At 51.8% G+C, this 14,973-nt stretch carries 12 protein-coding genes; all 12 read right to left on the reverse strand.

Annotated elements, in window-relative coordinates:
* Positions 1 to 117: 117 nt before the first annotated feature.
* The 12 genes from mraY to WFJ73_RS09030 all read right to left on the reverse strand — a co-directional run bounded on the left by mraY (position 118) and on the right by WFJ73_RS09030 (position 14,959).
* Positions 118 to 1,074, reverse strand: coding sequence for a phospho-N-acetylmuramoyl-pentapeptide-transferase (gene mraY, locus WFJ73_RS08975; protein WP_015845462.1), 957 nt, complete (start codon positions 1,072 to 1,074; stop codon positions 118 to 120).
* An 8-nt stretch (positions 1,075 to 1,082) separates the two neighbouring features.
* Positions 1,083 to 2,495 (reverse strand): UDP-N-acetylmuramoyl-tripeptide--D-alanyl-D-alanine ligase, encoded by a 1,413-nt coding sequence (locus WFJ73_RS08980; RefSeq protein ID WP_336772696.1) that lies wholly within the window; start codon positions 2,493 to 2,495, stop codon positions 1,083 to 1,085.
* The gene (locus WFJ73_RS08985) at positions 2,492 to 3,979 is read right to left on the reverse strand and encodes a UDP-N-acetylmuramoyl-L-alanyl-D-glutamate--2,6-diaminopimelate ligase (protein WP_336772697.1); all 1,488 of its coding nucleotides are present in this window, start codon (positions 3,977 to 3,979) and stop codon (positions 2,492 to 2,494) included. Before WFJ73_RS08985 ends, WFJ73_RS08980 begins: the two co-directional genes overlap by 4 nt.
* 168 nt (positions 3,980 to 4,147) lie before the next feature.
* Positions 4,148 to 6,085: a stage V sporulation protein D gene (locus WFJ73_RS08990; protein ID WP_336772698.1), complete on the reverse strand. Its 1,938-nt coding sequence runs from the start codon at positions 6,083 to 6,085 to the stop codon at positions 4,148 to 4,150.
* A gap of 100 nt (positions 6,086 to 6,185) precedes the next feature.
* Entirely contained in the window at positions 6,186 to 8,432 is a 2,247-nt protein-coding gene (locus WFJ73_RS08995) for a penicillin-binding transpeptidase domain-containing protein (protein ID WP_442955930.1), read from the reverse strand.
* A gap of 9 nt (positions 8,433 to 8,441) precedes the next feature.
* Positions 8,442 to 8,828, reverse strand: coding sequence for a cell division protein FtsL (gene ftsL / locus WFJ73_RS09000; RefSeq protein WP_336772700.1), 387 nt, complete (start codon positions 8,826 to 8,828; stop codon positions 8,442 to 8,444).
* A gap of 19 nt (positions 8,829 to 8,847) precedes the next feature.
* The gene (rsmH, locus tag WFJ73_RS09005) at positions 8,848 to 9,798 is read right to left on the reverse strand and encodes a 16S rRNA (cytosine(1402)-N(4))-methyltransferase RsmH (RefSeq protein ID WP_336772701.1); all 951 of its coding nucleotides are present in this window, start codon (positions 9,796 to 9,798) and stop codon (positions 8,848 to 8,850) included.
* A 30-nt stretch (positions 9,799 to 9,828) separates the two neighbouring features.
* Positions 9,829 to 10,266 carry a division/cell wall cluster transcriptional repressor MraZ gene (gene mraZ, locus WFJ73_RS09010; protein ID WP_336772702.1) on the reverse strand — a complete coding sequence of 146 codons (438 nt, stop codon included), beginning with the start codon at positions 10,264 to 10,266 and terminating at the stop codon, positions 9,829 to 9,831.
* A 130-nt stretch (positions 10,267 to 10,396) separates the two neighbouring features.
* Positions 10,397 to 11,434: a DUF4349 domain-containing protein gene (locus WFJ73_RS09015; protein ID WP_336772703.1), complete on the reverse strand. Its 1,038-nt coding sequence runs from the start codon at positions 11,432 to 11,434 to the stop codon at positions 10,397 to 10,399.
* 78 nt (positions 11,435 to 11,512) lie between these two features.
* Positions 11,513 to 12,406, reverse strand: coding sequence for an arginase (gene rocF / locus WFJ73_RS09020; RefSeq protein ID WP_336772704.1), 894 nt, complete (start codon positions 12,404 to 12,406; stop codon positions 11,513 to 11,515).
* Complete coding sequence (locus WFJ73_RS09025) at positions 12,403 to 13,596, reverse strand: ornithine--oxo-acid transaminase (protein WP_336772705.1); 1,194 nt, start codon at positions 13,594 to 13,596, stop codon at positions 12,403 to 12,405. The genes rocF and WFJ73_RS09025 overlap by 4 nt, the downstream gene beginning before the upstream one ends.
* A gap of 100 nt (positions 13,597 to 13,696) precedes the next feature.
* Entirely contained in the window at positions 13,697 to 14,959 is a 1,263-nt protein-coding gene (locus WFJ73_RS09030; RefSeq protein ID WP_336772706.1) for an adenosylhomocysteinase, read from the reverse strand.
* Positions 14,960 to 14,973 lie beyond the last annotated feature (14 nt).

Here is a 14,973-nt window from a genome sequence, read left to right on the forward strand (position 1 = left end):
CCTTTGTATAAGAAGCGGAGCTAGCCGCTTAGTAATCTTCGTTATGTATAGTCAGGCTCTCTTGCCGGGCTTTCATGAAAGCCCGCAAGAGATCAGCCAAACCATTATCATTATACCTTATAGAGCAAGTAGAAGTCCGATTACGGCCAGCAGTAAACCGACCGACCAGAAGGTCGTAACGACGCGCCATTCGGACCAGCCGCTCAATTCAAAGTGATGGTGAATCGGGCTCATCTTGAAAATCCGCTTTCCGCGGAGCTTAAACGATCCAACCTGCAGGATGACCGAAAGCATTTCCAGTACGAATACGCCGCCTACGATAACGAGCATAAGCTCCATCTTTGTCAAAATCGCGACGGCCGCGATACCGCCTCCAATGCCTAGCGAGCCCGTGTCTCCCATAAATACTTTTGCCGGATGGGCGTTAAAGATCAGGAATCCAAGCACCGCCCCAACCATTGCCGCGGAAAAAATAGCCGATTCATGCTCGGATACTTGAAGCGCAAGAATGGTAAAGGCGCCAAATGCAATCGCGCTCGTACCAGACAAAAGGCCGTCCAGGCCGTCCGTAAAGTTTACCGCGTTGCTTGATCCGAACAGGATAATCACGACAAACGGATAATAGAACCAGCCAAGATCAAAGCCCCAGGAAGTACCCGGTACCGTGATCATGGTGCTGTGATTCATATTGTACAGCTCCGCGCATACGATGATGGAGAATAACAGCTGGCCGAACAGCTTCTGGCGCGCCGTCAACCCAAGCGAGCGTTTAAATACGATTTTAATATAATCATCAAGAAAACCAACAAGTCCAAAACCTAACGAAGCCGTAAACAGCACCCAGAAATCCGGGGTCTTATCCGAAAATTTCAAAAAGGCGATTAGCAGCGCAAGCATAATGATAATGCCGCCCATTGTTGGGGTGCCGCTTTTCTTCAAGTGGCTTTGCGGACCGTCGGTCCGGATTTGCTGTCCAAACTTCATGCGCCGGAGAAGCGGAATGAACAATGGTCCAAGCAGAACCGCTATTAAGAATGATGCACCTAATGAAAATAAGATGACCATCGTGTCCATTTTCTACCTCACCTCGCTTCCAAAGTTTGGACAATCTGTTCCATGCGCACGCCGCGCGAGCCTTTGACCAGGACGAGATCCTGAGGCTCTACTTGCTCTCTTAACCATTCTCCAAGCTTCCCTTTATCATCAAAATGTACAATCGCCGTTCCCTTAGCTTCCGCCGGGAACTGCGACAAAGCCCCTGCCGACGTATGCTCCGACAATGGCCCAAACGTAACGACGGCATCCGCCTTGTCAGGTGTAATATAGGCTCCCGTCTCGAAATGAAGCGACTCTTCCTCCGGACCAAGCTCCCGCATATCGCCAAGAACAATCCATTTGCGCCGGAATCCGGTCAATTGTCCGACCAGATCAATCGCTGCGCGCACGGCGGTTGGATTGGCGTTATACGCGTCATTAAGAATCATAGCACCGTTATGCGCCTTCACCGGCTGGATTCTCATGCCCGTCAGCTCAAGGCCAATCAGGCCATTACGGATATTTTCCTCCGAAATGCCGAACCGGCGTCCAATCGCGATGGCCGCAAGCGCGTTGCTGACGTTATGCTGGCCGGGAACCGGAATGGTGTATGGCACTGATGCGGTATCCTGTCCTTTGCGCTTAACCGCAAAAGTCGAGGATACTGCCCCTACCTCGATATTGGCCGCAGACCAGTCATTTAGCTCTCCAAGGCCAAAGGTCTGAAGCTGCGTGCCTTCAGGCAAGCTCATTGTCGCAAGCTCCGCCTCCAGCAGCGGCTCATCGCCGTTATAGAGAAGAATTCCGCCCGAATGAAGCCCTTGCGCAATCTCCAGCTTTGCTTTGGCAATCCCTTCCCGGGAACCAAGCTGAAGCAGATGGGCATCGCCGATATTCGTAATAACCGCTACATCGGGACGGGCAATATTCGTAAGCAGCTCGATCTCGCCAAAGCCGCTCATGCCCATCTCAAGGACTGCCGCATCCGTTTCCTCGTCAAGCTGTAGAACGGTTAGAGGCAGGCCAATATGATTATTCAGATTGCCTGCCGTCTTGTGAACTTTATAAGCTGTTCCAAGTACGGCCGCAACCATGTCTTTGGTTGTTGTTTTGCCATTGCTCCCCGTAATGCCGATAACGCGGACGTACAGCTCCTCCCGGTAGGAGGTTGCCAGCTGCTGCAGCGCCTTCAGCGTATCCCTTACAAACAATAGAGGTGCGTCTGCCAGCTCCTGCGGCACTTCGCGCTTCGTCTCCCACAACGCGGCCGCCGCTCCCTGCCGAAGCGCTTGAGCGACATAGTTGTGACCGTCAAAATTCTCTCCGACAAGCGGAACGAACAGCTGACCCGGCTGGATGCTGCGCGTGTCCGTGCTGACGCCGGCAATCCGGACGGGTTCACCTTTATAGGCTCTTGCGCCGCACATGTCGGCGACTTGCTCCAATGTACGATTGATCAATTTAATAATCCCCTTATCGCTTCTTTTGCCACCAAACGGTCGTCAAAAGGATGCGTAACGCTTCCTATAATTTGATACGTTTCATGGCCTTTCCCCGCAATCAATACTACATCTCCCGGGCTTGCCATTTCAACCGCTTTTTCAATCGCGGCGCGGCGGTCAACCTCCAGTTCGTAACGGTCGGAGGTTACTCCGTCCTTCAGTAGACCGGCTTCAATATCCTTCAGGATAAGGTCCGGATCTTCCGTTCTCGGATTATCGGAGGTGACAAGCACGTAATCCGCATAGCGGGCGGCAATCGAGCCCATAATCGGCCGTTTCGTCCGGTCGCGGTCGCCGCCGCAGCCAAATACGCAAATAATCCGGGGCGGAGCCAGCTCCTTCACCGCGCGAAGCACATTCTCCAGACCGTCGGGGGTATGCGCGTAGTCCACGACAACGGCGAACTCCTGCCCTGCCTGCACGGATTCGACACGGCCAGGTACGCCGGGAACCGCTTCGAGACTAGCCTTGATCCGTTCAAGCTCAACGCCTTCAATAAGGGCTGCCGAAATAGCTGCCAGCGCATTGTAAACATTGAACTTGCCAACCATCTGCAGCGCAATATCCGCCTCGCCGCGGAATGTGTTCACCCGAAACGTTGTACCCTGCGCGGAAATCCGGATATTCGAAGCCCGAACGTCAGCAGGGTTGTCGATGCCGTATGTGATAACTTCGGCTGCCGTAAGCTTGGCGAACTGTTCGGATACGGGATCATCCGCATTGAGAACCGCATAAGCGCGATCTTCGGCTTTAGCCGAGTATTCATTGCCAAGGCGGGAGAAGAACAAGCCCTTTGCCGCGGCATACTTCTCCATGGTTCCGTGGTAGTCCAGATGATCCTGTGTCAGGTTCGTAAAGACCGCCGTACGGAAGCGGCAGCCCTTCACGCGCCCCTGCTCCAATGCATGCGAGGAAACTTCAATGGCGCAATAGGCCGTACCTTCCTTGCGCATGTCGGACAAATATTGCTGCAGCTGAAGCGCTTCTGGCGTAGTGCCCGACATCGGGAACGATTTTCCCGCATAACGCATCTCTACCGTGCCGATTACACCGGATTTTCTGTCGTTATCATTTAGAATCTGTTCGATCAAATAAGTTGTAGTCGTCTTGCCATTCGTCCCCGTTACCCCAATCAGATGAAGAGTCTTGCTGGGGTGACCATAGAAATGATCGGCCAATACGGCCATAGCCAGCCGGCTGTCCTTCACGATTAGCTGAGGAGCATCCAGCTCCAGCTCACGTTCGACGACGAATGCGACTGCGCCTTTGGTCGCCGCTTGAGGCGCGTAAGCATGACCGTCAACCGTATGACCCGGCAGACAGATGAATAACTGTCCCGGCCCTACTTTGCGGGAATCCGTCTCAATCCCCGCTATTTCCGTATCGCCTGCTCCTGTTAGCCTCGCCGTAATAAGCAGTTCTGCCAATTCGCTTAATCGCATGTTGTTTTCCTCCCGTATGCTGGTCGTTATCTCTCATTATAGTCAAGGAGAATGCATTATATCATCCTTCTTGACTATGGTTAGTCAAGGAGAATGCGTTATATCATCCTTCTTGACTATGGTTAGTCAAGGAGAATGCGTTATATCATCCTTCTTGACTACGGTTAGTCAATGGGAATCCGATATATCATCCTCATCGCCTAAATAAATACGTATCGTTGAACCCTTCTCTACCCTCGCGCCAACTGCCGGAGCCTGGCGGATGACCGTATTGCCCGAACCGGCCGAGGACAAATTGAAGTTCATATTCATATCCTCGTAAATGTCCGATACCGATTTCCCTACCAGGTTAGGAACCGTAACGATCGGCGTCTCGCCAAGCTTATACTTCTTGTCGATCTGCTTGTCGCGAGGCGGCACCTGCAGGATCGTAAGCGCGTCCTCCATAATATTGCGGACGATAGGGGCAGCCACGACACCGCCGAATTGAATGCCTTGCGGATTGTCTACCGCCACATAAATGACGATCTCCGGTTTATCGGCAGGAGCGAAGCCAACAAAGGATACGATATGTTCATTCGGAGAATAACGTCCGTTGATTACTTTTTGCGCGGTACCTGTTTTTCCGCCTACCCTGTAGCCGTCGATAAAAGCATTGCCGCCTGTTCCGAGAGCAACGACGCTTTCAAGCGCTTCGCGCACCTGCTTCGACGTGTCCTCCGAGATGACTTTGCGGACAGCTTCCGGTTCAATCTGCTGCACCGTCTCGCCGGTTTGTGGATTTATCCATGCCTTGGTTACATGAGGTTTGTACAAGGTACCCCCGTTGATTGCTGCCGATACGGCGGCAATCTGTTGAATCGGCGTTACCGAGACGCCTTGGCCGAAAGCGGTGGTCGCAAGCTCGACAGGACCAACCTTATCCAGCTTGAACAAGATACCGTTTGCTTCGCCAGGAATGTCAATGCCCGTTTTAGAACCGAATCCGAAGTTTTTAATATAATCGAAAAGCTTCTCTTTGCCAAGCCGATTACCAAGGTTTACAAATCCCGGGTTGCAGGAATTTTGCACAACCTCGAGGAAGGTCTGACTGCCATGGCCGCCTTTCTTCCAGCAGCGGAGCCTAGCTCCGCCGATCTCGACGGCACCGGGGTCAAAGAAGGTTTCGTTCTTGAGGTCTACCTTCTTCTCTTCGATTGCAGCTGCAAGAGTTATAATCTTAAACGTAGAACCTGGCTCGTAAGTCATCCAGATCGGAAGATTGCGGTTATAGGTTTCGCTTGGATATTCTCTGTAATTAGCAGGTTCATAGGTTGGCCGGCTTGCCATGCCGAGAATCTCTCCCGTATTCGGGTTCATGGCGATTGCAATGATATCATCCGGCTGGAGTGCCGTCATTGCCTGATCAAGTTCCCGCTCCATAACCGCCTGAATCTGCTGGTCGATCGTTAATTCCAGCGATAAGCCTTGTTGAGGCGCCTTATACGTATCCGAAGAATTCGGCATTGTTTTGCCGGATGCCGTGGATAAGTATGAGACATTGCCATCAATCCCTTTAAGCATATCGTTATATTTCGCTTCTACGCCGGTAAGCCCTTTATCTACTCCAGTAAAGCCCAGCAAGTGCGCGGCGAGGCTTCCGAAAGGGTAATAGCGGTTATTGTCCTCCGCAACTACAACTCCGTTAAGATGCAAATTTCTTACCTGCTGCGCCTTGTCGGTAGTCATTCGTTTACCGCCTGGCTTTAGCTCTACAATGCTTGTTTTCTTGGAGAGCAGTTTAACCAATGCTTCCTCCGTCATGTCCAAATAAGGCGCAAGCTTGGCTGCCGTTGCCTGTTTGTCCGGAATTTGCACAGGGATAGCCAGCACGGTTGGCGTGCTTATATCATACGCCAGCTTGGTCCCGTTACGATCCAGAATATCGCCACGCTTCGCCTTATAAGGAATTTCGCGCCGCCAGTTGTCTTCCGCTTGGGCAGACAGCTTCTCTCCCTGCCATAGCTGAACATAAGAAAGCCGGAAAATCAATCCGGCAAAAGCTGCCACGCTGATTAAAAGTACAATAAACAGCCGGCGACGCAACGTTACATTTGATACCTTCATCCTTGTTCCCCCTTACGCCTCATCCTTCGGCTGAGCGTACGCTGACGCTCATTCCCAACCTATGAGGGACAAGTGGGGGATAGAACAAGCTATCGATTAATTATTGCGTATTGGCCGTATCGACTTTCTGATCTCCGGCCGAATTCGTCCCGTCATCCGCATTTGTCTTGGCATCCTCTGAATCGGAGGAATCGGTTTGACCGCTCACCGCGTCCGTCTGCGGAGAAAGCGTGAGTTCTATGAGACGCTCGCCATTTTTCGTAATCTGTTTCTGCGACACGACATAGCCTTCGCCTTTAACAGTTACGCGGATGTCCAGCACGGAAGCAATTTCGAGCGCGTCGCGCAATGAAATACCCGTCATATCCGGAATTTTCAGCTTATCCCGTTGTTCCGTAATCAAATACACCTTCTGGGCTGGATGAACGGAGGCTCCCGATGCAGGCACCTGCTGGATGACCTTTGTTCCTCCGCCGACTACCTCAACGTTTAAGCCGCGTGATTTCAATTGCGTTTTTGCTTGGGATACGGTCAGACTAGCGAGCTTAGGCACGGATACCGTCACTTCTTTCTTCCCATTCTCGGTGACTTTAATATCCGGTGCAATGCCCATATGCTTTAAGCTTTTGTATACAATGTCCTTAAAGGCTGGTGCCGCAACGGCGCCGCCGCCGGCTTTCGGATCGTTAGGCTCGTCAACGACGATATAAAGGACAATTTTCGGATTCTCGACAGGCGCGTAGCCGATAAAAGATACGACGAACTTGTCTTGCGAATATTTTCCGTTAATAACCTTTTGCGCCGTACCCGTCTTGCCTGCTACCCGATAGCCTTCGATATAGGCGTTGCGGCCGGTACCGATCTCTTGGTCCGATACGACCTGTTCCAGGTATTCGCCGACCTTCTTCGAGGCTTCCTGCGAAATGACCTGCCTTACCACCTTAGGCTGCGTCTTTACGGTTGTCTTCGTGTTAGGATCATAAATCTGTTTCACGATATGCGGTTCCATCAGCTTGCCGCCGTTCGCTACCGCGGCAACCGCCGCAATCTGTTGAATGGCTGTAACTTGCACCTTGCCTTGACCAAATGAAGCGCGGGCAATATCGGAAGGAATGGATAAGTTCACATTAATCGCACCCGATGCTTCACCGCCAAGCTCGACACCCGTTTTTTGGCCGAACCCGAACCGGTTGATATAATCCATAAGCTTCACTCCGCCAAGCTGCTCCCAGCCTAGCTTAACGAACGCAACGTTACTGGAGCGCTTCAAGCCTTCCAGATAGGTGATCGTACCCCAGCCGACTTTGTTAATGTCTTTTACCGGAGCGCCCGGTACCGCGATGGAACCGGAATGATACGTCGCGTTCGGGTTGAAGATCCCTTCCTGTACGGCTGCGGCAAGCGTTACAATCTTGAACGTTGAACCGGGCTCATACAAGGACTTGATCGAGTGGTTATACGCGTTCCCGTAACTCATGTCCCAATAGGTATTTGGATCAAATGTCGGATAATTGGCCATTGCCAGAATATCCATCGTATTCGGATCCGCGGCAATCGCGGTAATGCTTTTCGGATGATATTTCTGATTGATATCCTCGAGCGCTTTCTCTACGTAATTCTGAATGTCCATATCGATCGTAAGAGCAATATCCTGGCCATCCTTCGCCGGCTTGTATTCCACTTCGCCTTCCGCGAGCTGGACGCGTTTTCCATCCTTTTCGTATTTAAGCTCCCCGTCTTCACCTTTGAGCTTGTCGTTATAGAACGACTCAATTCCCGAGGCAGCCTGGCCTTCCTTCGTCACGTAGCCGAGCAGCTGCGATGCCATGGAATGACGCGGATAGTATCGCTTCTGATCTTCAAAAAGGTAAATGCCGACGTCTTTCGTCTTGTATTTATCGTAAAGCTCCTGGCGGAACTTAACGACCTTGTCGGCAAGCTCCTTGTCGATCTTCCAGCCTTCCTCGTGAATCTCGCGCTGCTGATAGAAGTCGCCGTTATCCTTTTGCGCCGTAACGATCTTGAGCAAATCGGCTTCCGGCTTGCCCAGCAATGTATGTAATCCTGCTGCTACTTCGTCGGCGATATTAAGCTTATGAATCATATCGGGGTTCACCGCGATATCGTAAGCAACGGAATCCATGGCGAGCATGTTGCCGTCCCTGTCCGTAATCGTCCCCCTCTTCGCTAAGAGCTTCTCTTCGGCCGCCCATCTTGTCTTGGCCTTCTCATACCAAAAGTCTCCTTTGACCACCTGCACCCAATAGATTCTCCCGATTAGAACAACAAAAAGGAGGGTCATTATCCCTCCAAACAACAACGTACGAAGTTTAATTCGTTTCACCATATGCGTCACCTATTCCGTCTTAGCGGATTGTGTATTTACCATGATGTCCGGCTGTTCAGTGCTCGCCATGCCTTGCGTTTCTGCCATTTTGCGGATCCTCTCCGGATCGTTAAGCATTTCTACTTGCTTCTGCAACTCTTTCATATCAATGTTCATCGTTGCGTATTGCGTTTTCATCTGCTTGATTTGGACGCGCATATCATAGTTTTTCGCGTATTGATTTACGATGACCCCAAGTACGATTACGCAAAAAACAACCGTAAACATGTACAGAAGCTTTTCTTGAACCGGAATCGACTTGCGCTTCACAACAATTCGTTTCGTTTCGCGGACAACAGGCCGCTGATCCGGCTTGCGCTTTGGCTGCATGGCCAAATTGCCGTTGATATAAGCCAATGAAAGAACCCCCTCTAACCTACAATTTTTCTGCGACACGCAGCTTGGCCGAGCGAGAGCGAGGGTTAACTTCAAGTTCCTGCTCTGTCGGAACAATCGGCTTGCGGTTTACTAACCGCAGCTTTCCTGTGCCGCCGCACACACATTTCGGAAAATCCGGCGGACAAGTGCATTTTTCAACATAACTCGCAAATAATTGCTTGCAGATGCGATCCTCTAACGAATGGAAAGTAATAACGGATATTCTGCCGCCTTGGCCAACGCATTTCACTGCTTGTTCCAATGCATCTTCCTCGGCGCCGAGCTCGTCATTTACGGCGATCCGGAGTGCCTGGAAGGAACGCTTGGCCGGATGACCGCCAGTTCGTCTTGCTGCAGCCGGAATTCCGGTTTTGACCAGTTCTGCCAACTCACCGGTTGTTTCTATCGGCGCATTCTCGCGGGCCTGGACAATTTTACGTGCGATCGATCTAGCGAATTTCTCTTCGCCGTACACATGCAGAATGCGGGATATCTCCCTTTCTTCCCAGCTGTTTACGATATCGTAGGCCGTTAAAGCTCCTCCCTGATCCATCCTCATATCAAGAGGAGCATCATGGTTGTAACTGAAGCCGCGCCCAGCCTCATCCAGTTGGGGACTGGAAACGCCAAGATCGAACAATATACCGTCGACCTGAGGGACACCGTCTACCGTTGGAACATCACACGTGAGAAGCATTTCTTCCAAATAACGAAAATTGCTCTTGACTAGCGTTACTCTATCCATATAGGGAGCAAGCCTTACGCGTGCGTTATCCAGCGCAGCATCATCCTGGTCAAATGCGATCAAACGCCCTCCACCGCTCAGCTGGGACACAATTCGTTCACTATGACCTGCGCCGCCAAGCGTACAGTCGACGTATATGCCGCCTGGCTTGATCGCCAGTCCGTCAACCGCCTCTTCCAATAGCACTGTAATATGCTGAAACACGCTAACATCCTCCCATTCTTGTTGTTTACTCTAGAAGTTGAAGTCGAAATCGACCAATTTCTCCGCGATTTCGTTGAACGCCTGCTCGGATTGCTCATAATAGCCTTCCCACGTCGATTTGCTCCAAATCTCGACGCGGCCTGATACGCCAAGCACCATACAATCCTTATCCAGCTTCGCGTATTCGCGGAGGTGGGCTGGTATGTTTACCCTTCCCTGTTTGTCGAGCTCGCATTCCGTTGCCCCGGAAAAGAAAAACCGGGTAAAAGCGCGGGCATCCGACTTCATGAGAGGCAGTGACTTCAGCTTCTGCTCCAGCACGCTCCACTCGCTCATAGGGTAAACAAACAAGCAGTTGTCTAATCCGCGGGTTGCGATAAAGGTAGCGCCCAGCGATTCCCGGAACTTTGAAGGAATAATAATGCGGCCCTTCTCATCAATGGTATGTTGATATTCACCCATAAACATGAGATGCGCCCCACCCCTTCCCCCGTATCCTCCACTTTGCACCACTTTTCCCCACTAAGATAGACTAGTTCGCCACCTAAAATAAAAATCCTGCTCCAAGAGCAGGATTTTTGAAAAATAATTCATATGATTAACCGTTTGGCTGATTCGGATCTTCTTCCTTATCCTCTTCTTTGACCGGAGGCGCTATTGGATTCCTTGGGGGAGCCTGATATTTCGGCCTGGAGCGGAATTTGCCGCGCAGCCAGTATACCGGAAGCCCGATAATAACAAGCAGCAATAGAATCGGCAAAGCACCGGCAACAAAAACAAGCAATCCCTGGAGAACGGTAATCATGGCGTTTACGCTGTCTTGCAAGGCTTTGGACATTTTATCGCCAAGACCGTCTTCCACCGACAGCGTATCCGACTTCGCGTTTGGCTGGTAGAGCCTAAGTTCAACCGTAGAATATGAAACGTTGTTATCCAGGTAGCGGATTCGCCCCTTCAATCGCTCGATGTTCTCCTGAACCGTCGCAAGCTGCTCCGAAAATTTCACCAGATCATCCGCTTTTGTCGCTTTATCCATAAAAGCAAGCAGCCTCTCCTCCACCGCTTGCTGCGCTTTCAGACGCGACTGCAGGTCGACATACTCCTCCGTCACGTCCGTTCCGCTGATCTGTCGCTCAAATTTCTTATGCTCGATACCGTTAAGGCGGTCAATAAAATCCATAAAACCTGCAGCCGGCACTTTTATGGTATAGGTGGAGCTCTTCTCGCCGTTGTACTGCCCATCCTGGAATTGCAATATATAACCGCCTGACTGGTGGATGGTGTTGCGGAGTGCCGTTGCCGCCTTATCGAAATCTACGGCTTCTATCGTTAAATTCGCTTTGTAGATCAGTTTTTGATTCAAGCCCGCTCCCGTACCGTCAGCGGCAATTTCTCCTATAGATCCGCCGCCCGCTTCACCGCCTACCGCCCCAGCCGGCCCTTCGGCAGAGCTTGCCGCGCTCTCCGAATTGACCTCCGCCTTGGCATCCGAGGGCTGCCTATTGACAGCCGCCCCGCTGTTCGCCGTTGATGCGGCCGAGTTCATGTTGCTGCTTCCTGATGAGCATCCTCCGAGAAACAGTGCAATCGCCGTAATCATGAGCAAGAACGTGTACCCGTATTTCTTTATACGCATCTTTACTCCCCCTTTTCTATGGTTCACCGTCCTAGACGCACAAGATCTGGAAAGGTTGCACGAGGGAGGAAACACAACCTAACTTTTCATGCTGCTTAAAAATAGTGCAATCAGCTCCATTGCCAGCAATGAGGTTTGATCCATGTGATCAAGCAGCGGGTTCACCTCTACGAACTCCGCGGAGGTCATGCGTTTGGATATGCCTAGCAGGCGGATAGCCTCCCGCGCTTCGTCCGCAGTTAAACCACCTTGTACCGGCGTCCCCGTCCCCGGAGCTTCGGAAGGATCCACGCTGTCGATATCGAAGCTGAGATGGATGCCGTCCGCGGCATCTCCCGCAATAAGAAGCGTCTCGGAGATTACCGCATGAATGCCAAGCCGTTTAATGTCGGCCATGCGGAAACAAGTAATTCCTTCCGCCTGGATAAACGCTTCCTCCGCAGGATCCAGATCCCGGGCTCCGATAAGGACAATATTGCCGGGAGCGATTGTACCCGCTCCCGGCAATAAGTGAGATAAAGATAGCTGGGCCCTTCCTTGGGCGACGGCAAGCGGGATACCGTGCATATTGCCGGAAGGGCTGGTTAATTCCGTGTTCATATCGGCATGCGCATCAATCCATATGACGCCAAGCTTCTTATAATGCGAGGTCAATCCTGCCAACGTTCCCATTGCCAGACTATGATCCCCGCCAAGAACGAAAGGAAACTGTCCGGAAGATACAACGGCTTTTACTGCACGGGCCAATGCGATTCCCGTCTTGATAACTTCCTCGGAATGGTTCATCGGGACCTGAATAACGGGAGCAGGTATACCTGCGTTTATGATTTCCTTCAGCTTATTAATCGTGCAGCCTTGCTGCTGCAACATTTGAAAAAGGCCCAGCTGATAGATATGGTGGGGAGCTTGCTCGCTGCCGGGAGTTCCGGCGCCAAGACCAAAGGGAACGGATAACAACGTTAGCTTATTCATATTTGAAACACTTCCTTGATCCGCTCCAGCGCCCAGTCCAGTTCATCCTTCGTTATAACGAGCGGCGGAGCGAAGCGGATTGCCGTCTCGTGGGTTTCCTTGCATAGCAGCCCAATCTGGAACAAAGCTTCGCAGTAGGCCCTCGCTTGGACGGATAACTGCATCCCGATAAACAATCCTCTTCCCCTAACCTCGATAATATCCTCATGGCGTATCGATTCCAGGGATTGCTTGAAATACTGGCCAAGCTGTTCCGACCTCTCAGCCAGCTTTTCGTCCTCCATCACCGCAAGCGCGGCTAGCGCTACAGCGCAAGCCAGCGGATTACCGCCAAAGGTTGAGCCATGCGAGCCCGGCTCGAACAGCCCCAGTACGTCATCCCCTGCCGCAACGGCCGAGATAGGCAGAACGCCTCCTCCTAGCGCCTTGCCTAATATATACACATCCGGAACGACGTCTTCCCAGTCGCAGGCAAACCGCTTGCCCGTCCGGCCAAAGCCCGTCTGTATCTCATCGGCCATAAACAAAACATTATACTGTCTGCATAATTCAAAGGCCTGCTTCAAATAACCGTCGGGCGGCACGACAACACCGGCTTCGCCTTGAATCGGTTCTACCAGAAAAGCTGCGGTATTCGGCGTTATCGCATTGGCAAGCGCTTCGGCATCTCCGTAAGGGATAATTTTAAATCCCGGCGTAAAAGGCCCGAAGCCGGCGCGGTACTGCGCATCGGAGGAAAATGAAGTAATGGTAATGGTCCGGCCGTGAAAATTGCCTTCGCAGACGATAATTTCGGCTTGACCGGAAGGGATCCCCTTAATCCGGTAAGCCCAGCGGCGCGCCGCCTTTAACGCCGTTTCCACCGCTTCGGCCCCCGTGTTCATCGCCAGGATTTTGGACTTGCCCGTAAATTCCGCCAGCTTCTTGGATAACAGGCCAAGCTGCTCGCTATGGAAGGCTCTTGAAGTCAACGTCACCTTATCCGCCTGCTCTTTAAGCGCACGAATGATTGCAGGATGCCGGTGGCCATGGTTCAGCGCGGAATAAGCGCTGAGCATATCCATATAACGGCGGCCTTCCGGGTCCTCCACCCACACTCCTTCTGCCCTCTCGATTACAACAGGAAGCGGACTATAGTTGCGTGCACCGAAGCGATCCATAAGACGTATCGTGTCAACGGAGCTTTTCATTTGTGCAATCCCCCCTTGTTTCATTGTACGGTGATTGCCGCAAGTCCCATGACCGCAAAAAAAAGAACGCGCCAGAGGGCGCGTCCTTTTTATATTCGAACTATTCTTCTTTCCAGCTGTCGAGATAAGTAACCTGCTCCGGCGTAAGCTTATCGATGCTGATGTTCAGCGAATCCAGCTTGAAGCGCGCTACCTGCTCGTCAAGCTCGTAAGGTACGTTTACGACTTTTTTGCCGATATTCGCATATTGTTCGTTCACGTATCGAAGGCCAAGCGCCTGAAGAGCAAACGTTGTATCCATGATCTCTGCCGGATGCCCGTCGCCTGCAGCCAGGTTAACGAGACGTCCTTCAGCCAGCACATAGATGCTGCGGCCGTCCTTCAGCTTATATTCTTCGATATTGCGGCGAACGGTACGGATATCCGTCGACATAGCCGCAAGCTCCGGCTTGTTGAACTCCACGTCGAAGTGGCCGGCGTTCGAGAGAATCGCGCCATTTTTCATAACTTCGTAATGCTCGGCACGGATACAATCTTTATTGCCCGTTACCGTAATAAACAATTCGCCTACTTTGGCGGCTTCCGACATCGGAAGAACCGTGAAGCCGTCCATGTAAGCCTCAACCGCTTTGATAGCATCCACTTCGGTTACGACCACGTTCGCGCCAAGGCCTTTGGCACGCATGGCAACGCCTTTACCGCACCAGCCATAGCCGACCACTACTACCGTTTTGCCTGCTACTACCAGGTTTGTCGTCCGGTTAATGCCGTCAAAGACGGATTGGCCGGTACCGTAACGGTTATCGAACAAATATTTGCAATATGCGTCGTTTACGGCAACCATCGGGAAGCTCAGCGTGCCTTCCTTCTCCATCGCCTTCAGACGGATAATTCCCGTTGTTGTTTCCTCCGCGCCGCCGCGAAGATTCTCGCGCAGATCGGAACGTTCGGTATGCAGAATCGTAACCAGGTCGCCGCCGTCATCGATAATCAGATCAGGCTTGGATTCAAGCGATTTGATAAGCAGCTCCTTATACTCTTCAGGCTCCGGATTGTATTTGGCGAATACCGTAATGCCGTCTTCCACCAGCGCCGCGCAAATATCGTCTTGCGTGGACAGCGGGTTGCTGCCCGTAATGGTTACTTCCGCGCCGCCTGCTTTAACGACCTTCGCGAGATAAGCCGTTTTCGCTTCCAGATGGAGGGAAATGGTAACCTTCAGGCCTTTAAAAGGCAGATCCTGCTCGAATTGCTCGCGGATCCGGTTCAATACCGGCATATGCGCGCTTGCCCAATCAATTTTCAAATGCCCTTCCGGTGCAAGTGCGATATCGCGGATAATGCTTTTTTCCAATGTACTCATGCCTTTTAATAGCC

The sequence above is a fragment of the Paenibacillus sp. MMO-58 genome (genome assembly GCF_037146255.1).
Taxonomy (GTDB): domain Bacteria; phylum Bacillota; class Bacilli; order Paenibacillales; family Paenibacillaceae; genus Pristimantibacillus.